Here is a 22,622-nt window from a genome sequence, read left to right on the forward strand (position 1 = left end):
AAATTATGAAGTCGTATAATTTCACATCCAAAGAATGGGAATCCTGCTTAAAGGTTTTGTCTGAGTTAAAAGACAAGCCCTTAGATAATCCAGATAATCAAACATTTGGGACATTGATTTCTAAAATTCATAAGAATGCCAAAAAACAAAACAGATCGTCTAGTTATAAAGCTAAAAGAACCCACGATTTGCAAATACTTAAAAGCTCTAAAATTGCGCAAAACGCGTTAAACAATACTACAGAATATAATGGTTTTACAAGAACAGAGCAGTCTTATGAAACCATCAATATTCCTAAAAATTGTTATTCATGTAATGCTCCTTATAATGAAGTTCATTCGTTTTATAATAGGTTATGTCCAACATGTGCTGAGCTCAATTATGCCAATCGTTTTGCCTCTGTAGACCTAAGTTCTAGAAATGTTATTATAACTGGAGGTCGAGTAAAAATTGGTTACGCCACTGCATTGCGTTTTTTAAGAAGTCATGCCAATGTCTTAGTAACAACGCGGTTTCCTGCTTCGGCATTAGCTCTTTTTAAGAAGGAAAAAGATTATAATGCTTGGTCGGGCAATTTAACTATATATGGGTTAGATCTAAAGCACCTCAAATCTGTTGAAGATTTTATTTCGTATTATACATCTCATCATGACAGCCTTGATATATTAATAAATAATGCGGCACAAACGATAAAATACTCAGACCAATATTATGAGCCAATTGTTAAGAACGAGCAAGAGTTGCTTTTAAATTATGGGCCTTCTCAACAGCTTATTGAAAACAAAACGCCTATAATTCAAAACAGGCAAGCACTTGCATCTGTAAGTGATTTAGAATTAAAACTGAATCGTTTTGGGCAACCCGTAGATTTAAGCTCTAAAAACAGTTGGAACTCAACATTGGAAGATGTGTCAATGTATGAGTTGGTTGAAGTTAATTTAATCAACCAAATATCACCATATTTCTTAATAAAGGAGCTTACGCCATTAATGAAAGCATCTGCATTTAAACAGAAGTTTATTATTAATGTAACCTCTTCTGAAGGCCAGTTTAGTTATACTAATAAAACGGTGTTTCATCCGCATACTAATATGACAAAGGCCGCTTTGAATATGCTCACACGAACCTCAGCCAAAGAATATGAGGGTTATAATATTTGTATGAGTGCCGTTGATGTTGGCTGGGTTTCTACAGGAGCGATAGAATCATTGAGAGAAAAACAATATGAATGTGGTTATATCCCTCCCTTAGATCCAGTAGATGGTGCATCTCGTATTATTCATCCTATTATCGAGACATTAACACATCAAAAAAAGTTAGCCGGAAAACTCTTGAAAAATTATAGAGTTGAATCTTGGTAAGTTATTTTTGTGGCAGTAGTTCAAGATCATTGGAAGAACATCGCCAGCCAAGCGAAGGTTGCGGGTTCGAGTCCCGTCTGCTACTTTAAAAAATTGGTGGAGAATGTTAGTTCAATTGGAAGAACGCGGGGTCGACAACCCCGAGGTTATGAGTTCGAATCTCATACATTCTCTACTTTTATAATATTGGGTGTTAGCTCAACAGGAAGAGCGTCTGCCTGTCACGCAGAAGGATATGGGTTCGAATCCCATACACCCTCACTTTATTTAATACTGGGAGCGTAATAGTTTAATTGGAAAAACAGCGGACATCAAATCCGAGGTTGCAGGTTCGAGTCTTGCTTATGCTCCTTTTTAAAATTGATTTTATGAAACTCAAGATATTAAATGAACAATTCTACAAAGTGCTTCTAGAGCATAAAAATGGTTTCTTACACCCTGAAAATGTTCATTATCCAAATGGATTTCCTGTAGAACTTCATGATATTTGCGTGATTATTTATTGGCGTTATAAAAAATTAAATCGTGCCATTAAAAAGGCAAACGTTACGCATAATGAGTTGTTGTTTTTAGACGACAATTCAATCATTAGTATTTATGGCAATCTTATTCTTCCTCCTACTGAAATTGAGAGAAATATAGCTGTGAGTCAGAACCAATTATATTGGTTTTTATTCCATCAATTATACGGGCAAGACTTGACAGTGAGAAAATCTATACATGATTATTTATATCTAACCTGTTTAAATCCGTTACTCATAAAAGAACACGAAGCTCTTGCTGGTTTAATTGTAAAATATGCCAAAAAAATTAATAAAAAACGTTCTGGAGGATCTAAATTAGCGAGTTTGAAAGTTATTAATTCTAAAACCAAACGCCCTATATTTCCAATGGAAGATATGGAACATCAGGTCATAGATAAAACCATATTTCCTGTTAATATATACAGAGGAGATATTTCTAAACTTAAACCGAAATAGGGAACCTCTTAAATTGATTTTAATGTCTAAAACAAGAAACAGAGGAAAAAATAGTAATGATGACCAGCTTTTTGGTTCTGATAAAATTCATCAGAAACTTAAAGATGCGATTACAGATATGCACTATTTGCTCTCTAGAGGCTATGCCGAAAAATCGTCATTGCAACTCGTTGGAAATAAACACCGATTAAATGTTAGGCAACAACAAGCAGTTCAAGGCATGAGTGCTTCACAAGAACAAATAGAAAGACGAGAAGCTCACATGATTCCATTCGAAAATATAGCCTCAGAAACCATTAGTATTGACGGATTTAATCTCCTCATTATTTTAGAAAGTGCCTTGTCTGGAGCTTACCTCTTTAAAGGTTTAGACCATGCTTATAGGGATTTATCTGGTGTTCACGGCACCTACAAACGTGTGCAACAAACAGAAAAGGCTTTGATTACTGTTGGTCAACTTCTTAAAAACAATACAGTGATTTGGATTTTTGACAAACCTGTTTCTAATAGTGGTCGACTTAAAACCATATTAAGAACATTGGCTGAATCGCATGATTTCAATTGGGAAATAATACTAGATAATAATCCTGATAAACGCTTAGCTGAAAGCGAACATATTGTAGTAAGCTCTGATGCTTGGGTCTTAGATCGTGCCAAGCGTTGGCTTAATTTGGGTAAGCACATTATTGAAGAATGTCTTCCAGAAGCTACTATAATTTATAGCAAATAAACTAATACGCAAACCCCGAAAATCGCCCGCAATGCGTTAATGACATATCGATTGAATATTGTTCTGACTTATAAAAAACCTTTGGAATTCCGGGTGTATTCTTCTTGATACTTAATGTGTCAATGGGTATCGATTTTGTTTTAGATATCGTTCTAAGTACCTCTTGTTTCAATGCGTCGCTCTGGACAGTATAGGTGGATATTTCAGATTTAAAAACCGCAGTATTGAAAGGTTCATTTAAGTCTTTTGTAGCGACAGTATAAACATAATCATCAGTAATTGTCGAACATGTAAAATACATTTGATCATCAATTCCAACACTTCCTTTACCTTCGGAAATGATCTGGCATTGTAATCGTTTTGGGTTAAAAAATCGTTTGCCAAATTGCTGCACATGTACTTTATAAGCCGCTTCTTTCATGCTCCAAAGTAACCAAACCATAAGCTGCTCGTTTTCCGAAGTTGAAATAAACTCTTGCTCCTCTGAGGTAAACACCTTATCGAAAAAACGAGGGCGTTGCCAATGGCATGTATTATTCATGTGTTTTAAATCAACAATATCGTTACCAATCATTTTGCCGATAGCTTTTCATTAACAATAGCCATGGCTGCTTTTACTGAAATCATTTTTTCCATGTCCTCATTTTCGATTCTAATGTCAAATTCATCTTCAACATCTAAAACCACATCGACCAAATTAGCAGAGTTAATTTTTAAATCATTAATAAAATCGGTATCCTCGGAAAGATTTGCAAAGGCTGTTTCATCCTGAATATAGGGTTCAACAATAGTTTTTAGTTTAGCAATTAATTGATCGTTTGTCATAGCTTAATTATATCTCTTAAATATAATACAACCATTCACATCGCCAAAACCAAAACTAGCTTTCGCAGCAATATTTAACGTTGTTCTTAGGTGTTGTTTCACAATTTTATCTTCAGAAATCATCTGGGAGATTTGAGGATGGACGTCTTCGCAATTAATATTTGGGAAAACAAATTGTTCTTTTAGTTGCAATATTGTCGCTACAGATTCAATACTTCCTGCTGCAGCAAGACAATGGCCAACCATAGATTTTAAGGAATTGATATAAGGAAAATCTTCTCCCTTTCGGTCTAAGGCTTTTGTCCAGTTATCTATCTCTAAGCTATCTTTAGAAGTTGCCGTTAAATGACCGTTAATGGTGTCAATATCACTGGCCAAAATATCAGCATTAATAACCGCTTCTTTTATGCATCGTTGCACAGCTTCAGCATTTGGGGCAGTCATTGTTCCTCCTAGTCTTTGTCCTCCAGAATTAATATGTCCGCCTAAAACCTCAGCATAAATAGTGGCATTCCTTTGTAAAGCACTCTCCAAAGACTCTAAAACTAAAGCACCTGCTCCAGACCCAGGTACAAATCCAGAAGCACTAGCACTCATTGGTCTTGAACCCATTTTAGGCATATCATTGTGCTTATAAGTCATCACGCGCATGGCATCAAATCCACCCCAAATATATGGGCCATGATCACTACAGCTCCCAACCAACATCCGTTTCGCTTGACCACTTTTGATGCGTTCGTAGCCCATGAGAATTGCTTCGGTTCCTGTTGTGCATGCCGAAGAATTCGTTGTTACTTGATTCCCAAAACCTAAAATACCACCAAGAAATGCACTAATACCACTTGCCATAGTCTGTACCACAACAGTACTACCTAAACGTTTAACCAGATGATCATCAAGTTTATAGATGGCTTCTCTAAATTTCTCAACTCCAGATGTTCCTGTCCCAAAAATAGTTCCGCTATCAAAATCTAATTCACTGTCTTTGTCTATGGATAATCCAGCATCTTTCCACGCATCGATTCCTGCAATGCATCCATATAAAATACCAGAACTATTAAAACCTCTTAGTTGCAAGGGCGTAAGGTATTCAAGTTTTTTTTCTTCGGAAATTTGAGGTATTCCTCCTATGCAGCATGAAAATTTTAAATCGGCTAATTGTTGATGAAACGTAATTCCGGAAACACCCTTTTTTATAGCTTTTGAAAACGCTTCAAGACCAACACCATTTGGTGCAACAACGCCTAATCCTGTTATGACAACTCTGTTTTTCATGCTTTAATCATTCCTGAGATTTTTCCTCGACATATTAAATCACCTTTCTCATTGTACATTTTTACATTGCATTTTAACTTATTAAATCTAAAGACTTCTTTTTCTGATACAACTGTCACTTTTTCTCCTGGATATACTGGTAAAAAGAAATCGACTTGACTTGAAGTCAAAGCAATTTTTGGATTGGTATTTTCTACAAACTCATCTTTCAGTATATAAATTCCTAAACACACCAAACCAATTTGGGCCATACATTCGGTGAGAATCACACCTGGAGTTATAGGGTTGTTTTTAAAATGACCTTTATAGAAATGGGTTTCTTTTTTAAACGTATAATGCCCAGTAATCCCTTTAGAAGATATTTCAGTCAAGTCGTCAACAAACAAAAAGGGGTCTTGATAGGGCAATAATGATATGATTTGTTTAGAATTCATCAATTAACTTATATGCTCACCTCCATCTACAGGAATCACACAACCATTGATCCATGCGGCCTCATCTTTACATAAAAGATATACGGCATTCGCCACATCTTCAGGTTGCGTTAATCGTTTAAACGGATTTCTTTTTAAGCTATGTGCTTTAATTTGTTCACTTCCAGGAATCATTCTTAATGACACTGTATCAGTTACTCCAGCTTGAATGCAATTGGCTCTAATGCCATAAGGCGAAAACTCTAAAGCAATATTTCTGGTTATGGCTTCTAAAGCTACTTTCGCTGCTGATACAGCCGCATAGTTTTTCCAAGCTTTAGTATTTCCTTCGCTAGTAAAACTAATAATCCTTCCATCTTCTGAAAACTGTTTTGCTTCAAAAACAGATGTTGTCCAATCATATAAACTAATAGCCATAGCATTAATTGTAAGATTAAAATCATCGTTTTTTAACGTAGGTTTTTCATCATCTATCATGGGTTTTAAATTCCCTTTAGCAACACTATGAACTAGTGTTCTAATTCGCCCTTCTTTTCCAAGAATTGTTGTTAATTCTGAAATGATCTTATTTCGATTTTCAGCTTTAAAAGCGTCAACATTAAAAGATTTAAACTGAATGCCTTCTGCTTTAATTTTATGAAATTCGTTTTCAATAGCATCCATTTGGTTTCTTGGGTTACGATGAACAATACAAATGTTCATCCCATGTTTAGCGAGTTTTTTAGCTGTAGCCAAACCCAACCCACTAGAACCTCCTAAAATAAGGGCCCAATAATTTTTATCTTGAAATTCTTTTACCATTCTAATAAAATGCGTTGTGCCGAAAAACCAGGACCAAAACTTAACATTAAACCTCGATCACCTTTAGGCAATTGTTTATCCATAAAGCGCTCTAACACATAAAGTACAGTTGCGCTGCTCATATTTCCATATAATTTAAGCACTGCTTTGGTGTCATCAATATTTTTCCCAAGCGATCCAAATAAGTCCTCAACCGTTTGTACAATCTTCTTTCCTCCAGGATGAAATATCAAATGATCAATAGCTTCTATTGTTATTCCGTTGCGTTCTAAGAAAGGATGTACAATTTTTGGAAAATGTGCGGCAATGGTTTCAGGAACTGCTTTATCTAGAATCATTTGCAATCCTGTATTTACCAATTTAAAACCCATCATCGTTTCGGCATCATAAAAATGATACATCGCTTCATCCTTAATTGTCGGGCCTTTTTCATTATCATATGACGACAGAATCACACTCGCCGCGCCATCTCCAAAAATGGCAGCACTTACAATATTTACCATAGAATAATCTTCCAGTTGAAATGTTGCCGTTGGCGATTCTACAGCAATAACTGCAGCACGTTTATTAGGATTTGCTTTTAAAAAATTCTTGGCGTAAATGATTCCAGAAACACCAGCGGCGCATCCCATTTCTGTCACTGGAAGCCTAACAATATCTTGTTTCATATTGAGCTTATTGATTAAATAGGCATCTAAAGATGGAATCATAATTCCAGTGCAACTTACGGTTATAATATAATCTATATCTGTTGGTTTAAGATGTGCTTTATCAAGTGCTTTTATTAATGATTGTTCACCTAGTCTAATAACTTCACGCGAATAAATGTCATTTTTTTCTTCAAAAGAGGTTTTGGTAAACACCGCTTCGGCATCCATAATTGAGTATCTTCTATCTACTCCAGCGTTTTCAAACAACTTTACAACCTTGCGCTGAAAACGTTCATCCTGACCAGTTAGCCAAAGTTTTAAATAAGGAATAATAGCTTCAGTCTCTCTAGTGTACTTAGGTAGTTGTTTGGCTACTGCTGTTATTCTTACACTCATATTATTTTTGTTTTAATATCCATTGAAAACGGAACGCCCATTTCCATAGAATTTTATAATCGGCATTTAATCGCTGCGATATCGCCACCAACTCTCGTTTTTTAAACCCTCTCAAAACCGAGGTTAAACCGTCTTCAATTATCGTTTTATTTTTGATTGTTATACATAATAGTTTAAATAAGTAATATGCTAATTTATGTCTATGTAAATCGTTAACTACAACACCCCATTTTGCTTTCTCCAAAACAGGTCTTAAGAACGCTATTAACTCATCCTCTTTGAAATGGTGTAAAAACAATGTGGTTAATACCATATCGTAGTTTAGTTGTTTAAATTCTTCTGAAAAAATATCTAGAGCCTTAAATTCAATATTCTCATAAGCTACTGATGACGCTCTAGCATAATCTACTGTGTGCCTATTTGCATCTATGCCCAATAATCGAAAATTATATCCATTTTGTTTTCCAAAACGCGAAACAAACCTCAGCATATCTCCGCTTCCACAGCCTAAATCAATAATAGTAATCTGCTGTTCTTTGGGGTGTTCTTTAAGTGCTTTTTTAAGTCCGCTAAGGGTTACCTTATTACCACCCAACCATTTATTAATCTTTGCTAGCTTATCAAGCGCATCATGAAGTATAGGCCCATTATAATCCAAATCGTCCATAATCTCGTTGGCTTCACTTCTATATTTTGTACTAACAAATATGCTCATTCAATCTGCATTAATTTACCATGTGTTCGTTTAATTATTTGTGGTAAAATACCCGGAAACCATTGTAGTCCTTTCATTAAAAACGCCGACAAATGAGGCCTATTAAACAAATTAGCAACTATTCGACCAACTTTTAATCGCGATTTAAACGTTGTGTTCCATTCTCTAAGATACTGCTTTTCTAGTGCATCTCTACTGGTGATTTCCGAATTAAAAAATTTAACAATAAGTGTTGATGCTATTTGAGCACTGCGTATGGCCATACTCATTCCATTGCCGCATAGCGGATGAATGAGTGTTGCTGTATCTCCGCACATAATGATATGATTCTCTATTGGTTTCTTATGGTCAAAAGAGATTTGACTTATCGTTAATGGTTGTTCAAAAAGTGGTGTTGTGGTCTTAAAAACTTGTTTTAAGTAGGTGTTTTTAAAAATAACTTTCTCTTGAAATTCTTCAATGTTCTTAAATGCCTTAAAGGATTCAAAATTTGTTATATAACACAAGTTAATCTTATCGTCCTCTACCTTTGAAACACCACAATAGCCGCCTTCAAAATTATGAAGCGCTACCATATCGTTTGGGAAACTTCCTTTGACATGGGTTTTAACAGCCAAATAAGGAGATTTAGTTTTTATGAATTGCCTATTGAGTTTTACATCAAGGTTGGATCGTTTGCCATAGGCTCCAATCACAAACTTCGATTTAAGCTGTTTTTGGTTTTTTGTAACTACAGTGAATTGCTCATTATTAAACCGAACATCATCTACAGTATCTTGTATTAAACTAACATCGGAATCTATTGCTTTTTGTTCTAAAGCATGATCTAAACAAAAACGACTAATACCAAAGCCTCCTAACGGTAAACTCGTAGAAATAAGTTTATTTTTAGTTGTAGATAATTGAAATTTGTCAATTTTTTTAGCACCAAGTGCAAAAACATCTATACCCAAATAATTGAAATAAGGTAATACTTCATTAGAAATATATTCACCACAAACCTTATGTTTGGGATAACTATTTTTCTCAATGACTAGCACGTTAAGTTGTTGTCTTGATAAGTGAATTGCGCTAGACAAACCAGCTAATCCACCACCAACCACAATGACATCAAATGTTGAGGGTATTGTATTCAATTTCTTTTTCTAAAACAATGTCTTTAAAGATAAGCCGAAATTGATTGGGATAAAAATTAGAGTACTTCAATAATTTTAAATTCCTGATTTCTAAATTGAATATCGCTCCCAGTGGTTTTTCCTAATAGCAACTGAGCAATGGGTGTATGTGCTGAGATAGCATAAAATGACTGTTGTTGAGCTTTCAGTTCACCTGCACTAACGCTTATAAAATAATTCGCTTGAGTTGTCATTACAAGACTTCCTAAACCAATGATTTCTGAACATTTTAAAGGGTCTATTTTTAATAAGAGTTGATTGATTTTTTGAATTTCAGCTAGCTGTTGCCCTGCCTTTTCTCGTTCTAGTTGTAGCATTGCTCGGCCTGTTTCATGCTTATCTCCTGCAGAACTTTTAGTTTCAGAGCGTAACGATTCTTGAATTTCATTAATCGTTTTTTGAATCGTTTGTAAGCGTTCATCAATAAATGCTTGGCATAAATTATAAAGTTCTTCTTTAATACTCATTACAATAAGTTAGCTAATTCTTTCCCAACCAAACTTCCAATTGCCACGCCCATTCCTCCTAATCGAACACCACAATACACATTATTGCTTTGTTGCTGAACGATTGGTTTTTTTTGATGACCAACGCCCATAATACCGCTCCATCTTTGATCAATTTCGAATGAAGTATTAGGTAAAATTGTTGTTTTTAATAAAGTCTCCAAAGCATCCTGAATATGTTGAGTCTGACCTAAATTGGTGGTTTCTTCGCCTTTCATATCAAGGTTTCTTCCTCCTCCAAATAAGATACGATTATCGATGTTTCTAAAGTAATAATATCCTTGGTCTAAGTGAAACGTGCCTTTGATGTGAAGTTTACTAATTGGCTTTGTTATAAGTACCTGAGCACGCGCTGGTTTTACTTCGGAAATACCTAATTTAGATGCAAAACCATTTGTAGCGATAAGCAGTTTTGAAGTCTTAAACGCGAATCTATCCGTTTTTACATGCACTATACTTGACTCTTCATAAAAATCCTCAACAGTAATATTGTTAAGTATGTTTATTCCCGATTTTAATACAAGCCGTGTTAAACACATCATCATTTTCCCTGTATCGATCTGGCCTTCAAATTGATTAAAACCTAAACTGTTATGACAATTATTAAATTTGAAGTGATTAGGTTCAAAACGAAATACATTAGCATTAAATAGTGGCTTTAAAAGTGTATTTATAGCTCCTTTTTTAGATTGGCACTCGTCTAATAGGTTGCTTTCTTTCGAAAACAACTCATAGCCTCCTAACTCTTGATAATTGATGGTTTCATCTCCTAAGATACGCCTTAGTAAACTCAAACCATCAATTCGTTTTTTTACCAAATGGAACACTTCATCTTCTGTATGTGTTTTAAGATCACTTATGATTTCACTTAAACTTCCAAAGCACGCAAAGCCTGCATTCTTAGTACTAGCGCCTTGAGGTAAAGTTCCGCGCTCTACAATTAAAATTTTCGCTTTTGGAAACCGTTGCTTTAATTCTAGAGCACAATTAAGCCCAACAATACCGCTTCCTACGATTGTATAATCGATATTAGTGAGCCATGATTTTGTTTCCCAATAGGATAGATTCATAGAATTTAAATTGGCAGAACTGCTGGTCCTACATACATATACCAAAAATAACCACTTAAAAACGAAGCTGGTATAACTAGCAGGAAAATTTGCAATTTTTCTTTCTTACTGAAATATCTAATAAACAAAACAGCCGCCAAAATAGTGGCTATTATACTGAATGCCAATAGCCAAAAAACGACCTTAATATAGTCAACATCCACTTGTGTTGTATAAAAAATAAAGTGATATAAGAACTCTAAGCCTGTAAATAGAAATAATGAAAACACGAAAATCAACAGCCATTTGATGTGATAATTTTTTGATGTCTTTCTTTTGAGAATCATTAAAAATGTTACAACCGAAACTAAAAATGTAATCATTAGAACGCCGTTTTTTTGAAAAAAATTAAATGAACTTGATAGTTCTATATATTTCGCCACTCCTAAACAACCAAGTAGATTACCTGTATAATTATAGCTAAACAGTTTTGAGACTTCACCTCCAGTAAACGTATAATCAAACAAAAACAAAATAGTATTGTTGACTATGGCATAAGTAGGAAAGAACAATAAAAACAGAAGAAATATAAAAATAGATTCTTTAGTCTTAAACATTAAAGATGGTTATTAGCTCTCTTAAATATAACAAGAAATATCGGGTTGTGTTAAGGATGGAGCAACTGTTGGAGCTCCTCGTAGAGAGCGACTTGCGAGAGCCTGCCTTTTGTCTCGACACTTCGAGATAAAAGAACACTATAATAAGAGAAAAAAAACTCCGAAATATAAATTTCGGAGTTGAATTGTTAATCTTCTGGAGTTCGTTCGATGACGAAATCTTCCATAAATTTAGTGGTATAATTACCAGCTAAATAATCTGGATGCTCCATAAGTTGTCTATGAAACGGAATCGTTGTTTTGATACCTTCGATAACAAATTCTTCTAAAGCACGCTTCATTTTATTGATAGCTTCCTCACGTGTTTGTGCGGTAGTAATTAACTTCGCAATCATAGAATCGTAATTTGGCGGAATCACATATCCTGCATATACATGAGTATCTAAACGAACACCATGTCCTCCTGGTGCATGCAGCGTAGTGATACGTCCAGGTGATGGTCTAAAATCGTTAAACGGATCTTCGGCATTGATACGACATTCTATTGAATGTAAGTTTGGTGTATAGTTTTTACCAGAAATAGGCACACCTGCAGCTACAAGAATTTGTTCACGAATTAAATCGAAATCTATTACTTGTTCTGTAATTGGATGCTCTACTTGAATACGCGTATTCATTTCCATAAAGTAAAAATTACGATGCTTATCTACAAGAAACTCCACTGTTCCTGCGCCTTCATATTTGATAAATTCAGCGGCTTTTACAGCAGCTTTTCCCATTTTATCACGTAAGGCTTTGGTCATGAATGGAGAAGGTACTTCTTCTGTTAATTTTTGGTGACGTCTTTGTACAGAACAGTCTCTCTCAGAAAGATGACAAGCACGACCTGTTGAATCTCCAACAACTTGAATTTCGATATGTCTTGGCTCTTCAATGAGTTTTTCCATATACATATCATCATTACCAAAGGCCGCTTTAGATTCTGCTCGTGCAGATTCCCAAGCATTCTGAAGATCTTCTGGTTTCCAAACAGCACGCATTCCTTTTCCACCACCACCAGCAGATGCTTTAAGCATTACTGGATAACCGGTTTCTTCTGCTAATTTTTTACACTCTTCAAAATCTTCTATAACGCCTTCACTTCCTGGAACACATGGTACGCCTGCTTCTAGCATTGTTGCTTTTGCATTGGCTTTGTCTCCCATACGATCGATCATTTCTGGAGATGCTCCAATAAATTTAATATCGTGTTCTTCACAAATTTTTGAAAACTTAGCGTTTTCGGATAAAAATCCATACCCAGGATGTATAGCATCGGCATTTGTAATTTCTGCTGCTGCTATAATATTTGATATTTTAAGGTAAGAATCACTACTTGATGGTGGACCAATACAAACGGCTTCGTCTGCAAACTTCACGTGTAAACTTTCAGCGTCTGCCGTAGAATACACTGCTACTGTTTTGATACCCATTTCTTTACAGGTTCTAATAACACGTAGTGCTATTTCTCCTCTATTGGCTATTAATATTTTTTTAAACATAACTTCTTGAATTAAAAATTTCAAATTCCAAGTACCAAAAAACCACATATTAGGTTTTGGGTCATCAATACGATGCGCTGTGAATTGGAATTTTTAAACGGTTATGATGGATCTACCAAGAATAATGGTTGATCAAACTCTACTGGAGAAGAATCGTCTACTAAAATCTTAACAATTTTACCTGATACTTCTGATTCAATTTCGTTGAACAACTTCATTGCTTCAATAACACATAATACATCTCCTTCTCCTATTGTACTACCTACCTCAACAAACACTGGTTTGTCTGGAGATGGCTTACGATAAAATGTACCGATAATTGGCGATTTGATAGTAATATATTTTGAGTCGTCTGAAGTTGGTGCTGCTTCTGTTGGTGCTGCTGGAGCAGGTGCTGGAGCTGCTGCTGGCATAGCTTGAGCTACAGGTTGACTTACAGGAATTTGCTGAACATAAGTGGTTGAGTCTCCCTTGTCATCTGAACCAGTTCTGATGGTGATTTTTACATCATCCATTTCTAATTTAACCTCACTAGCGCCAGATTTGGCTACAAATTTGATTAAGTTTTGAATTTCCTTAATATCCATAATTATTAGTCTTTTTAATTAGTTAGTTAAAAGTCGGTTAGGAATTATAGGCCCATTTAAAATAAATAGAGCCCCAAGTAAATCCGCCTCCAAAGGCTGCGAATATAATTATATCATCTTTTTTTAATTGTGATTCGTAATCGTGCAAGAGCAATGGTAATGTAGCAGATGTTGTATTTCCATATTTATGAATATTCATCATTACCTTCGCTGGATCCAAAGATACGCGGTTAGCCGTGGCTTCAATAATTCTTTTATTCGCTTGATGTGCCGCTAACCAAGAGATGTCGTCATTGGTTAAGTTGTTGCGTTCTAAGATACGCTCTGTAACATCTGCCATATTAAAGACAGCGTTCTTAAATACTGTTTTTCCTTCTTGAAATACAAAATGTTTTCCCTCAGCTATGGCTTCAGGTGTTGATGGGTATGACGATCCTCCATATTGTGCATGAAGAAATTCTCGTCCCTCTCCGTTACTTCTTAAAAGTTCATCTTGTAAACCTAGCCCTTCATTATTTGGTTCAAATAATACTGCGCCCGCACCATCTCCAAATATGATGCATGTTGCTCGGTCTTTATAGTTAATCATTGAAGAATTTTTATCTGCTCCAATGAGTAATACTTTTTTATATTTTCCAGATTCTATATAACGTGAAGCTACAGACATTCCGTAAAGAAAGCTAGAACATGCCGCTTCTAAATCGAAAGAAAAAGCATTGGTCGCTCCTATATTAGTTGCAGTAAAAGCAGCAGTAGAAGCGGCTTTCATATCTGGAGTTGCCGTAGCAACTATCACTAATTCTATATCTTTGGGGTCAATTCCTTTCTTATTGATAAGGTCTTGAGCAGCTTTAATAGCTAAAAAAGAGGTTCCCTTTCCATCTTCTTTAAGGATTCTACGCTCTTTTATACCTGTCCGTGTAGTAATCCATTCGTCATTGGTATCGACCATAGTTTCCAAAATTTGGTTGGTCAACTTATACTCAGGCAAATAAGCTCCTACTCCTGTAATTGCAGCTGTGATTTTACTCATACTAATTTTTTAAAAAACAGTCCTAAAAAGGCAAAAATCGTCAAAAAAAGGCAAAACATTAATGAATTTACTAAATTTTGAACGAATACGACGCAAAATAAGTCGTTTTTAAGACTTTGAGAAATTAAACATAAAAAAAACGCTCATTGCTGAGCGTTTTATTATATGCGTGCATAATACTTATGCTAAGTTTTCTTCTTTTTCAGAATTGTCAATCAAAACTTGACCTCTGTAATATAACTTACCTTCGTGCCAATGTGCTCTATGGTAAAGGTGAGCCTCTCCTGTTGTAGGACAAGTAGCTATAGTAGGAACAGATGCTTTATAATGTGTTCTTCTCTTATCTCTTCTTGTTTTAGAAATCTTTCTTTTAGGATGTGCCATTTTATATGTTATTTATCCGTTAATAGTTTTTTTAATGTATTCCAGCGAGGATCAATATCCTCTGATGTTTCTTCTTTTTCTTCTAAGCCTTTTGGACTTAGCTCTTCTAGTTTTTTAAGTATCTCAGAATCTAAGGTGCCATCTTCAACTCCTGGGTGAATTCGTTTTGCTGGCATTGATAATATGATTAACTCATATATATATTGTGCCACATTAATTTCGTATTCCCCATGAGGAATAATTAATATATCTTCAAATTCATCATTGTAATCGTCACCAAATTTGACCACCAACTTAAACGTTCCTTCAACACTTTGGTCATAGGGTTCATTGGTAAGGTCACAATTAACGTTTACAATGCCAGAAATTTCAAAATGTAACTCCAACAAGGTTGTCTTTTTTTCAAACAACAACTCTGCTTTAACGTTAACATCATTAAAATCATCATACTCAAAATGTTCAAAGAACTTTTTATCAATCTGATAATCAAAATGGTGCTTTCCAACCTTGAGACCAATAAATGGTATCGTAAATTCCTTTAAGGGCTTCATCATCGCATTCATTTTGAGCCTGCAAATATATAAATTTTAATTTATTAATCGTTGGTTATAAACAAAAAATGTTTATATCTTTTTTGGCGCCTTTTTTAAAGGGTTTTTCGAGTATTCAGAATACTCTCCTCTGTTCTTAAAAACTTTAATGGCTGTGAACACAGCTTCCTTAAAAGAACCATTATCTGCTTCACCTTTCCCTGCAATTTCAAAGGCTGTTCCATGATCTGGTGATGTTCTAACTCTATTCAATCCTGCGGTGTAGTTTACACCATGACCGAATGCTATTGTTTTAAATGGGATTAAACCTTGATCGTGATAAGACGCTATTATAGCATCAAAGTTTTTATAATTTCCTGAACCAAAGAAACTATCTGCCGAATATGGTCCATAAACCAGTTTCCCTTTTTCCTTAATCTCAAGTAAGGTCGGTCGTAAGATTGTATCATCTTCTTTACCAATGACACCATTATCTCCAGCATGAGGGTTAATACCTAATACTGCAATCCTTGGTTTATTAATTCTAAAATCTTGTTTTAAGGAATTGTAAACTGTTTCTATTTTTTCATTTATGAGCTCGGCCGTAATATGATTAGGAACGTCTTTGACCGGAACATGATCTGTAAGTAATCCTACTTTCAACGTGTTTGTAACCATAAACATTAAACTTTTACCTCCCAATTTTTCTGCGAGATAATTAGTATGTCCTGGAAACTTAAATTGTTCAGATTGGATATTGTGTTTATGAATTGGAGCTGTAACCAATACATCAATAGCTTCTTTTTTCAAGGCTTCGGTCGCTGCCTCGAGCGACTTAACAGAATATGTTCCAATTTTAACATCCTCTTCTCCAAAGTTTATGTTTGCATTTTCCTTCCATACATTAACCACATTAACTTTTCCATGAACAATTTGATCTGTATGATTAATGCCGTGGAAATTTATTGCGCTTTTAAAATGTCTTTTGAAAAAGGACATTGTTTTAATGGATGCGAAAATTACAGGTGTGCAAAATTCTAACATGCGGTTGTCTTCAAAGGTTTTAATAATGATTTCAGATCCTATACCATTAAGATCACCAATTGAAATTCCAAGTTTTATTTTTTTAGCTTTTTCCATTAAGATGTTATCTATAGTCCGTAATTTTACAATTGCAAATTTAACCAATTATTCGACACTATGTTTACAGGAATTATCGAAGATCTTGGCGTTGTGACCAATCTTAAAAGAGAGCATGATAATCTTCATTTGACAATACAAAGTCAGATAACTTCAGAATTAAAAATAGACCAAAGCGTTTCTCATAATGGTATTTGTCTTACAGTCGTACATATTTCTGAACAACAGTACACAGTAACAGCTATAAAGGAAACTATTGACAAAACTAACATTGGCGATTTGCAAATTGGGGATGACGTTAACCTTGAGCGTGCCATGAAACTGGGAGATAGGTTAGATGGCCATATTGTTCAAGGGCATGTTGACCAAACTGGAATTTGCGAAGACATTAAAGAAGAAAATGGCAGCTGGCTTTTTACGTTTAGCTATGATGACAGCCTCGGAAACGTAACTATAGAAAAAGGGTCGGCAACTGTAAATGGCGTAAGTCTAACTGTCGTTAATTCAGGAAAAAAAACGTTTAGCGTTGCTATTATTCCATATACTTACGAGCATACTAATTTTAAGCACCTTAAAATTGGTTCTAAAATTAATTTAGAGTTTGATGTTTTAGGGAAATATATACAAAAGCTATATGAAGCTAGGCTATAGCTCTTCTTTAGAGTTTTTAAGCGTCGCTTTTATACCAAAAAACGCTCCTAAAATTACGGCTATAGTTGTAAAGCCATCTATAGGTAACCCTGGAGGTGGAGGTGGCATAGGTGGGGGCGGATCGCCACCTTGCGCTGCACATACAAAACTTATTAATACAAATAAGATCGAGGCTATGATTTTCTTGTTTTGTATTCTCATTACGGCGTAAATGTATAAAAAAAAAGGTCTCAACAAAATTAAATAGCAAAAAAACATCCATAAAACGCAAAAAAAATCGACGAAAAGCGCTTTTTTTGCCTTTTGCGTTAAATTTATATTAAAATCAAATATATGCTTTTTTATCATAATCAAAAGAAAATCAGTATGTTTTTCACTTTAAATTATTGTTACTATGCACATTACAAAACTACTGCGAGTTTTTCTTTGATTTTTGCTCATGAGTTTTTAATAAAAAATCAAACTTAGCGATGCATTTGGTCTAAAATTTCAATAACCTCTGCTTTTTTTCTAACCGAAACCGGCACATTTTCTCCATTCTTTAACATCAAATAGCCTCCATCTGTTTTAATAAAGGCGCTTATGCATTGTAAATTAACCAAATGGCTCTGATGAATTCTTAAAAACCCGTAAGGCTTTAGCATATCGGCAAAATATTTTAATGTTTTGGTTACAAAAATTTTTCGTTGGTCTTGCAAATGAAACATAGTGTTATTACTGTCTGACTCGCAACGCACAATATCATCTAAATTAACAATGATGATTTTATCTAAGGTATGAAGGGAAATTTTATCTGGTTTCTTTTCTGGTGCTGATAAGGTCTCCTTTAGAATGTCCAGTCGCTCTTTGCTTGGTTGTATCTGTTGTTTAGCACGATTAATAGCGTGAGCCAACTCCTCATTTGCATAAGGTTTTAACACGTAGTCAATAGCAGCGAATTTGAAGGCTTTGATAGCAAATTCATCACTGGCCGTTACAAAAATAATCTTCGATTTTAACTCTGGGAAAATTTCCAAAACATCAAATCCTGTTCCATCACCTAACATAATGTCAAGAAATAAGATATCTGGTTGTGTTTTTCTCAAAACCTTCGCGGCCTCAACAACGCTTTGTGCTGTATCAATAATTTTAATCTCTGGATGGTGATTTTGAATGTCACTTTTTAAAAGCTCCATAGCATCCTTCATGTCTTCTACTATAATTGCTGTTAGCATAATTAATCTTCTTGTTTACTAGTAATCTGTCTCTAATGGAATCGTAAATACAATGGCAGTGCCACCTATACTTCCATCACTATTTTTTATTTCTGAAATCTCCAATGCGTTCTTACCTGAGATCGATTCTAAACGCTCTCTCGTAACTGTAAGGGCCATAGATTGATGATCTGTTTTGGGTTTTTGCTGCTGCGAACTATAAATACCAATACCATTATCCGTAATACTTACCTTTAAAAGGTCATCAGTTGTGTCAAACTGAATTCTTAATTTACCCGCTCTTGATCCTTTCAAAATACCATGACGAATAGCATTCTCTACAAAAGGCTGAATGAGCATTGGCGGAATTAATATTTCTTCGGCATCCAAATCTGTATTTAACTCAATAGCGTAGTCAAACTGCTTTTCGGCCATTAAGCGTTCAACCTCAACATAATGTTTCAGTGTTTTTATTTCTTGATCTAGACTAATGGTATCCTTTCTAGAGTTTACTAAAGTTTCTCTAAGTAAAGTTGCAAAGCTATTTACGGTTTCATTCATTTTGTCTGGCTTTGTTGGTGCCATTGCCTTTATACCATTAAGTACATTAAAAATGAAATGTGGATTCATTTGCAATCGCAATGCTTTTTGCTCTAACGTAAGCAAATGGTTTTCTAATTCTAAACGCTCTTTTTCTTTAGTTGTTCTGCGTTTTATACGCTTAATATATTGATGTGCGATAGCCGCTAAACCTAAAATAGCTAAACCTAAAATAGTCCATTGAAACCATGCTTTTTTTAATAATGGGCTCTCTATGTAAAACGAAAAACGCAAAGGCTCACTTTCCTTCCAGCGATGATTTCGAGATTGTACCGAAAAGTCATGTGTTCCAAAATTTAATTCTGAAAAATCCTGAGTTTCTTTTGATGACCATGGACTCCAATCATTATCGTTTAACTTATAGCGATACTCAACACCATTTGGGTGATCTATATCAACTGTTTTAAATGAAAAACTAACTTGTCTTTGATCAGGGTTTAGCTTTAAAACCTTATCTGTATTTGTCCATGATATTAATTGGATAGAGTCTACGCTTTTATTCGCGACTTTGACATCTTCTAAAAAGAGTTTCGGTTTTTTAGTTTCTTGGTCGGTTTCTGTTGGCCTGTACTCGGTAAGACCATACAAAGCGCCAAACCATAAGTGACCATTAGCGTCTTTATCTACCGCATTTAGACAAGTCTCGATACCCAAAAAACCGTCATTTCGCCCAAAGAAAAAGGCATCTTTAATCTCATTATCTTTATCTAACTCTAGCTTATCAACACCGCGTTCTGTTCCTGCCCAGAGATAGCCTTGGTTATCAAAAATGAGTTGATAGATATTTTCTGAAGATCCTTTTTTTGCGCCTTTGAGTTTTTTAAATGTGCTAAAAGTATCATCATTAGACCACCAAATGCCTTTTCCAGCAGTTCCCAAAAACAACGTTTTGTTATGAAATAATATGCTGTTAATTGGTGTTTTTAAATCTAGTACGGCACCAAGGTGCGTCACCTTATTATTTTGGATGTAACCCAACTCACCATTTCGAGTGGCATACCAAAGCTGTCCATTATCACCTTTAACCATGTCTTTAATGTACAGATCTTGAATCCCATCTTGAGTGCCAAATACTTTTAAAACGGTTAAACTATCCCTCTGAGCGTCATATCTAAACTTCACAATGCCACTAGAATATGTTGCTGCGTATATGGTGTTTTTATCTATATGAATTTTTCGAATCCAATCGTCTAATGGAAATCCGTTTTCGGTACTTAGTACTCTATTAACTTCAATTGTTCTTGGAAATGCTTTTTTTCGAATTTTTAATGAATCTGGTATGATAGAATCAGAAATCACTTTTCCGTGAAATAATAAACCTCTTCCTTCAGAACCTGCCCAAATGTTTCCATTTAAGTCGCTCGTTATGGTTTTTATTTTAACTTGGGAAAATGCTTCTGGAATGTCAACATCATGAATTCCAAAATCATCAATTCGCATGAGTCCTTTTTCTGAAGTTGATATCCAAATGGCATTATTCTTATGATGAACTGCATAAACACGGTTGCCATTGAGGCCTGTATCGGTATTAAAATGTTTGAAATTATTTTGAAAATATTTATACAATCCACCTCCTGAGGTTGCGATCCAAATATTAGATTGACGGTCTTGAAGCACTTGTTTAACATTAGGCACAGACAACCCGTTAATGCCTGTTAGCGTAAACAATTCGGAATTCGTAGAAGTATCAATAACAGAAATCCCATCATTGTCAGTTGCAATCCAAAGTTCATCAGTATTTAAAATAGCTGTATCATTAATACGCAGCGGTTCTCTAATAAGAACCACATCGTCAACATTTTTCGAATCAAATACTAAAGTACCATCATTAAATGTAGATGCGAATACCTTATGATCAAAACCTGCTAATGCGGCAAAATCATTACGTTCTAATTTTTCAAAAGTACTGGCAGATGCACTAAGTTCATTTAATTGCCATAGACCTTCTTGAGTGGCAATCCAATAGTAACCATCAAAAAACATCATGTCCTTAATTTGGAGTATATCAATTTCGGGGTGCACCTTTATTTTTTCTACCGTTTTATTTTCTTTAACCTTATATATCCCTTGATGTGTTAATACAAATAGGTCATTTTTTATGAGAGAGATCTTATTTATTTCGGGCGTTTCAATATTTGTAAACTTAGATTTATGCTTAATACTAAGTCCGCGTTTTGTTCCAATGTATAGTGTGTTGTTTTGTGTTAAAAGCGCATTTATATAATTAGATAGCAATCCGTTGGCCTCATTAAACACTCTAAAATCATTACCATCAAAACGCGCCAACCCGCCACCTTGAGTACCTAACCATAAATACCCTTTACTATCTTGGGTCATGGCATAGACTTGAGACTGCGGCAATCCATCTTCTAAAGTAAACGCTCGCAATTGCTTGTTTTGAGCATTTCCAACGAAGAACATGCTCAAGAAAAGTACGATTGTTATATGTGTTATTTTAAATTTCAACCCTGAGTTTAAGATTTTATGCAACTTACAATTTTGAACGGAGTTTTTGTAATTGAAGTATATACAATTTTATGAAACGCCTAAAAGCGCTGTACTCTAAAAAGAGGTACAGCGCTAAAAACATGAATCACAACATCAACTAATTTTATTTTTCATTATCAAGTTCACAAGAGAAAGCATAATTCGCTTTTTGAAATTTAACTTTTTCTAAGGCTACCAAAGTTGTGGTTTGCGCTAGCTTGTTGTTTTTAAATACAACATATGATTTACTCTCTGTTGTATCGCAGCTTTCACCTTCATTACTACATAATGTAATAACATCTGTACCATATTTGTTGTCTTGCTTGTCTAACATACTTACCAATTCATGGCTTAATGTTTCAGACTTCAAAAATATTTTATCAATCTCAACACCATTTCTCACTGCTCTTAATTGAAAGCGTTTGTATCCTTTATAATCTACTCCTGCTTCACCAAAGACAAATTTAATTTCAGGGTTCATTTGGCTTACCATTGTTTTTTGTGAAATGAGTCCTCCCCAGATCCAACCTACTTGAGGTCCCATTTTTATTTTATAAAATCTGCTTTTTACGCCGTTAATGGTTTGTGCGTTTTCACTTTTCGCTAACAATCTTACGCGAGTACCAATATTTACGGTTGTTAGTTTTTCACAGTGTACCGAGGCGCAATCTCTCAAGGCAACATCATCACCAAGTAAATATTGGGTTGCATTGGCTGCAGAATTGGTGTAAACATCAAATTCTACTTCATTGGTTTGCGCATAGATATCTGAAGCGATAAATAACATTGCTAAAATCATAATTGCTTGAAAGAGTTTAGAGACTCTGGATTGTGTTTTGTTTTCTGTTTGGGTGTGCTTTAAAGTTTTCATAGTATTCTGTTTTATGGGTTTATACTTGTTTGATACTTCAAAGATATGTTGGCATTACACCTAAATTTGGGTGCTTCTAGAATTCGTTAAG

General features: G+C 34.8%; 25 protein-coding genes and 3 tRNA genes. 8 read left to right on the plus strand and 20 right to left on the minus strand.

The features are described 5' to 3' along the window. The first annotated feature begins 5 nt into the window (after positions 1-5). From Q0893_RS02030 to Q0893_RS02055, 6 genes are all read left to right on the plus strand, one after another. Entirely contained in the window at positions 6-1,361 is a 1,356-nt protein-coding gene (locus Q0893_RS02030) for an SDR family oxidoreductase (RefSeq protein ID WP_299272144.1), read from the plus strand. A gap of 9 nt (positions 1,362-1,370) precedes the next feature. Beyond that, a tRNA-Gly gene (locus tag Q0893_RS02035) sits at positions 1,371-1,446 on the plus strand. Between the two features lie 15 nt (positions 1,447-1,461). Beyond that, positions 1,462-1,534 (plus strand) — tRNA-Val (locus tag Q0893_RS02040). Positions 1,535-1,549: 15 nt separating this feature from the next. Then, positions 1,550-1,621, plus strand: a tRNA-Asp gene (locus tag Q0893_RS02045). Between the two features lie 108 nt (positions 1,622-1,729). Next, positions 1,730-2,341, plus strand: coding sequence for a hypothetical protein (locus tag Q0893_RS02050; protein WP_299272146.1), 612 nt, complete (start codon positions 1,730-1,732; stop codon positions 2,339-2,341). 22 nt (positions 2,342-2,363) lie between these two features. Then, positions 2,364-3,071: a DUF434 domain-containing protein gene (locus Q0893_RS02055; protein ID WP_299272149.1), complete on the plus strand. Its 708-nt coding sequence runs from the start codon at positions 2,364-2,366 to the stop codon at positions 3,069-3,071. 1 nt (position 3,072) lies between these two features. Here the strand turns inward: Q0893_RS02055 and Q0893_RS02060 are convergent, their stop codons facing one another. The 17 genes from Q0893_RS02060 to pdxA all read right to left on the minus strand — a co-directional run bounded on the left by Q0893_RS02060 (position 3,073) and on the right by pdxA (position 16,729). Next, positions 3,073-3,645 (minus strand): 4'-phosphopantetheinyl transferase superfamily protein, encoded by a 573-nt coding sequence (locus Q0893_RS02060; protein WP_299272152.1) that lies wholly within the window; start codon positions 3,643-3,645, stop codon positions 3,073-3,075. Beyond that, complete coding sequence (locus tag Q0893_RS02065) at positions 3,642-3,896, minus strand: acyl carrier protein (RefSeq protein ID WP_299272154.1); 255 nt, start codon at positions 3,894-3,896, stop codon at positions 3,642-3,644. The genes Q0893_RS02060 and Q0893_RS02065 overlap by 4 nt, the downstream gene beginning before the upstream one ends. Before the next feature lie 3 nt (positions 3,897-3,899). After that, positions 3,900-5,171, minus strand: coding sequence for a beta-ketoacyl synthase (locus tag Q0893_RS02070; protein ID WP_299272157.1), 1,272 nt, complete (start codon positions 5,169-5,171; stop codon positions 3,900-3,902). Next, positions 5,168-5,605 carry a hydroxymyristoyl-ACP dehydratase gene (locus Q0893_RS02075; RefSeq protein WP_299272160.1) on the minus strand — a complete coding sequence of 146 codons (438 nt, stop codon included), beginning with the start codon at positions 5,603-5,605 and terminating at the stop codon, positions 5,168-5,170. The genes Q0893_RS02070 and Q0893_RS02075 overlap by 4 nt, the downstream gene beginning before the upstream one ends. A gap of 3 nt (positions 5,606-5,608) precedes the next feature. Next, a complete protein-coding gene (locus Q0893_RS02080) occupies positions 5,609-6,406 on the minus strand; it encodes an SDR family oxidoreductase (RefSeq protein WP_299272163.1) in 798 nt (265 codons plus the stop codon). Continuing rightward, complete coding sequence (locus tag Q0893_RS02085; RefSeq protein WP_298901208.1) at positions 6,400-7,452, minus strand: type III polyketide synthase; 1,053 nt, start codon at positions 7,450-7,452, stop codon at positions 6,400-6,402. The genes Q0893_RS02080 and Q0893_RS02085 overlap by 7 nt, the downstream gene beginning before the upstream one ends. Before the next feature lies 1 nt (position 7,453). Further along, a complete protein-coding gene (locus Q0893_RS02090; RefSeq protein ID WP_298901207.1) occupies positions 7,454-8,167 on the minus strand; it encodes a methyltransferase domain-containing protein in 714 nt (237 codons plus the stop codon). Then, positions 8,164-9,303: an NAD(P)/FAD-dependent oxidoreductase gene (locus Q0893_RS02095; RefSeq protein ID WP_367180626.1), complete on the minus strand. Its 1,140-nt coding sequence runs from the start codon at positions 9,301-9,303 to the stop codon at positions 8,164-8,166. The genes Q0893_RS02090 and Q0893_RS02095 overlap by 4 nt, the downstream gene beginning before the upstream one ends. Positions 9,304-9,359: 56 nt before the next feature. After that, complete coding sequence (locus tag Q0893_RS02100; RefSeq protein WP_298901206.1) at positions 9,360-9,809, minus strand: 3-oxoacyl-ACP synthase; 450 nt, start codon at positions 9,807-9,809, stop codon at positions 9,360-9,362. After that, the gene (locus Q0893_RS02105; protein ID WP_299272168.1) at positions 9,809-10,918 is read right to left on the minus strand and encodes an FAD-binding oxidoreductase; all 1,110 of its coding nucleotides are present in this window, start codon (positions 10,916-10,918) and stop codon (positions 9,809-9,811) included. Before Q0893_RS02105 ends, Q0893_RS02100 begins: the two co-directional genes overlap by 1 nt. Positions 10,919-10,923: 5 nt before the next feature. Then, positions 10,924-11,514, minus strand: coding sequence for a hypothetical protein (locus tag Q0893_RS02110; protein ID WP_299272171.1), 591 nt, complete (start codon positions 11,512-11,514; stop codon positions 10,924-10,926). 188 nt (positions 11,515-11,702) lie between these two features. Next, positions 11,703-13,055: an acetyl-CoA carboxylase biotin carboxylase subunit gene (gene accC / locus Q0893_RS02115; protein ID WP_298901203.1), complete on the minus strand. Its 1,353-nt coding sequence runs from the start codon at positions 13,053-13,055 to the stop codon at positions 11,703-11,705. Positions 13,056-13,156: 101 nt separating this feature from the next. After that, positions 13,157-13,642 (minus strand): acetyl-CoA carboxylase biotin carboxyl carrier protein, encoded by a 486-nt coding sequence (accB, locus tag Q0893_RS02120; RefSeq protein WP_298901202.1) that lies wholly within the window; start codon positions 13,640-13,642, stop codon positions 13,157-13,159. A gap of 37 nt (positions 13,643-13,679) precedes the next feature. Further along, a complete protein-coding gene (locus tag Q0893_RS02125) occupies positions 13,680-14,675 on the minus strand; it encodes a beta-ketoacyl-ACP synthase III (protein WP_298901201.1) in 996 nt (331 codons plus the stop codon). Between the two features lie 180 nt (positions 14,676-14,855). Further along, positions 14,856-15,059, minus strand: a complete 204-nt coding sequence (gene rpmF / locus Q0893_RS02130) for a 50S ribosomal protein L32 (protein ID WP_040279531.1) — start codon at positions 15,057-15,059, stop codon at positions 14,856-14,858. Between the two features lie 8 nt (positions 15,060-15,067). Continuing rightward, the gene (locus tag Q0893_RS02135; protein ID WP_299272650.1) at positions 15,068-15,610 is read right to left on the minus strand and encodes a DUF177 domain-containing protein; all 543 of its coding nucleotides are present in this window, start codon (positions 15,608-15,610) and stop codon (positions 15,068-15,070) included. Positions 15,611-15,682: 72 nt separating this feature from the next. Continuing rightward, entirely contained in the window at positions 15,683-16,729 is a 1,047-nt protein-coding gene (pdxA, locus tag Q0893_RS02140) for a 4-hydroxythreonine-4-phosphate dehydrogenase PdxA (protein WP_298901200.1), read from the minus strand. A 60-nt stretch (positions 16,730-16,789) separates the two neighbouring features. On the opposite strand from pdxA, the gene Q0893_RS02145 reads away from it, so the two are divergent. Both Q0893_RS02145 and Q0893_RS02150 read left to right on the plus strand, forming a co-directional pair. Beyond that, entirely contained in the window at positions 16,790-17,380 is a 591-nt protein-coding gene (locus tag Q0893_RS02145; RefSeq protein WP_298901199.1) for a riboflavin synthase, read from the plus strand. Further along, positions 17,364-17,591 carry a hypothetical protein gene (locus Q0893_RS02150; RefSeq protein ID WP_298901198.1) on the plus strand — a complete coding sequence of 76 codons (228 nt, stop codon included), beginning with the start codon at positions 17,364-17,366 and terminating at the stop codon, positions 17,589-17,591. Before Q0893_RS02145 ends, Q0893_RS02150 begins: the two co-directional genes overlap by 17 nt. Positions 17,592-17,844: 253 nt before the next feature. Here the strand turns inward: Q0893_RS02150 and Q0893_RS02155 are convergent, their stop codons facing one another. From Q0893_RS02155 to Q0893_RS02165, 3 genes are all read right to left on the minus strand, one after another. Then, positions 17,845-18,594 (minus strand): LytTR family DNA-binding domain-containing protein, encoded by a 750-nt coding sequence (locus Q0893_RS02155; protein WP_299272178.1) that lies wholly within the window; start codon positions 18,592-18,594, stop codon positions 17,845-17,847. 18 nt (positions 18,595-18,612) lie between these two features. Further along, positions 18,613-21,639 (minus strand): two-component regulator propeller domain-containing protein, encoded by a 3,027-nt coding sequence (locus Q0893_RS02160; protein WP_299272181.1) that lies wholly within the window; start codon positions 21,637-21,639, stop codon positions 18,613-18,615. Positions 21,640-21,784: 145 nt separating this feature from the next. Continuing rightward, a complete protein-coding gene (locus tag Q0893_RS02165; RefSeq protein ID WP_298901195.1) occupies positions 21,785-22,531 on the minus strand; it encodes a hypothetical protein in 747 nt (248 codons plus the stop codon). Between the last annotated feature and the right edge of the window lie 91 nt (positions 22,532-22,622).

The sequence above is a fragment of the uncultured Psychroserpens sp. genome, from assembly GCF_947494225.1.
Taxonomy (GTDB): Bacteria; Bacteroidota; Bacteroidia; order Flavobacteriales; family Flavobacteriaceae; genus Psychroserpens.

Excerpts from the sequence above, each read along its gene's own strand:
- Q0893_RS02100 (WP_298901206.1), bottom strand. The coding sequence starts at position 9,809 with ATGAGTATTAAAGAAGAACTTTATAATTTATGCCAAGCATTTATTGAT.
- Q0893_RS02165 (WP_298901195.1), bottom strand. The coding sequence starts at position 22,531 with ATGAAAACTTTAAAGCACACCCAAACAGAAAACAAAACACAATCCAGA.
- Q0893_RS02125 (WP_298901201.1), bottom strand. The coding sequence starts at position 14,675 with ATGAGTAAAATCACAGCTGCAATTACAGGAGTAGGAGCTTATTTGCCT.
- Q0893_RS02145 (WP_298901199.1), top strand. The coding sequence starts at position 16,790 with ATGTTTACAGGAATTATCGAAGATCTTGGCGTTGTGACCAATCTTAAA.
- rpmF (WP_040279531.1), bottom strand. The coding sequence starts at position 15,059 with ATGGCACATCCTAAAAGAAAGATTTCTAAAACAAGAAGAGATAAGAGA.
- Q0893_RS02090 (WP_298901207.1), bottom strand. The coding sequence starts at position 8,167 with ATGAGCATATTTGTTAGTACAAAATATAGAAGTGAAGCCAACGAGATT.
- Q0893_RS02030 (WP_299272144.1), top strand. The coding sequence starts at position 6 with ATGAAGTCGTATAATTTCACATCCAAAGAATGGGAATCCTGCTTAAAG.
- Q0893_RS02065 (WP_299272154.1), bottom strand. The coding sequence starts at position 3,896 with ATGACAAACGATCAATTAATTGCTAAACTAAAAACTATTGTTGAACCC.
- Q0893_RS02155 (WP_299272178.1), bottom strand. The coding sequence starts at position 18,594 with ATGCTAACAGCAATTATAGTAGAAGACATGAAGGATGCTATGGAGCTT.
- Q0893_RS02070 (WP_299272157.1), bottom strand. The coding sequence starts at position 5,171 with ATGAAAAACAGAGTTGTCATAACAGGATTAGGCGTTGTTGCACCAAAT.
- pdxA (WP_298901200.1), bottom strand. The coding sequence starts at position 16,729 with ATGGAAAAAGCTAAAAAAATAAAACTTGGAATTTCAATTGGTGATCTT.
- Q0893_RS02110 (WP_299272171.1), bottom strand. The coding sequence starts at position 11,514 with ATGTTTAAGACTAAAGAATCTATTTTTATATTTCTTCTGTTTTTATTG.
- Q0893_RS02060 (WP_299272152.1), bottom strand. The coding sequence starts at position 3,645 with ATGATTGGTAACGATATTGTTGATTTAAAACACATGAATAATACATGC.
- accB (WP_298901202.1), bottom strand. The coding sequence starts at position 13,642 with ATGGATATTAAGGAAATTCAAAACTTAATCAAATTTGTAGCCAAATCT.
- Q0893_RS02135 (WP_299272650.1), bottom strand. The coding sequence starts at position 15,610 with ATGAAGCCCTTAAAGGAATTTACGATACCATTTATTGGTCTCAAGGTT.
- Q0893_RS02075 (WP_299272160.1), bottom strand. The coding sequence starts at position 5,605 with ATGAATTCTAAACAAATCATATCATTATTGCCCTATCAAGACCCCTTT.
- Q0893_RS02055 (WP_299272149.1), top strand. The coding sequence starts at position 2,364 with ATGTCTAAAACAAGAAACAGAGGAAAAAATAGTAATGATGACCAGCTT.
- accC (WP_298901203.1), bottom strand. The coding sequence starts at position 13,055 with ATGTTTAAAAAAATATTAATAGCCAATAGAGGAGAAATAGCACTACGT.
- Q0893_RS02050 (WP_299272146.1), top strand. The coding sequence starts at position 1,730 with ATGAAACTCAAGATATTAAATGAACAATTCTACAAAGTGCTTCTAGAG.
- Q0893_RS02150 (WP_298901198.1), top strand. The coding sequence starts at position 17,364 with ATGAAGCTAGGCTATAGCTCTTCTTTAGAGTTTTTAAGCGTCGCTTTT.
- Q0893_RS02105 (WP_299272168.1), bottom strand. The coding sequence starts at position 10,918 with ATGAATCTATCCTATTGGGAAACAAAATCATGGCTCACTAATATCGAT.
- Q0893_RS02080 (WP_299272163.1), bottom strand. The coding sequence starts at position 6,406 with ATGGTAAAAGAATTTCAAGATAAAAATTATTGGGCCCTTATTTTAGGA.
- Q0893_RS02085 (WP_298901208.1), bottom strand. The coding sequence starts at position 7,452 with ATGAGTGTAAGAATAACAGCAGTAGCCAAACAACTACCTAAGTACACT.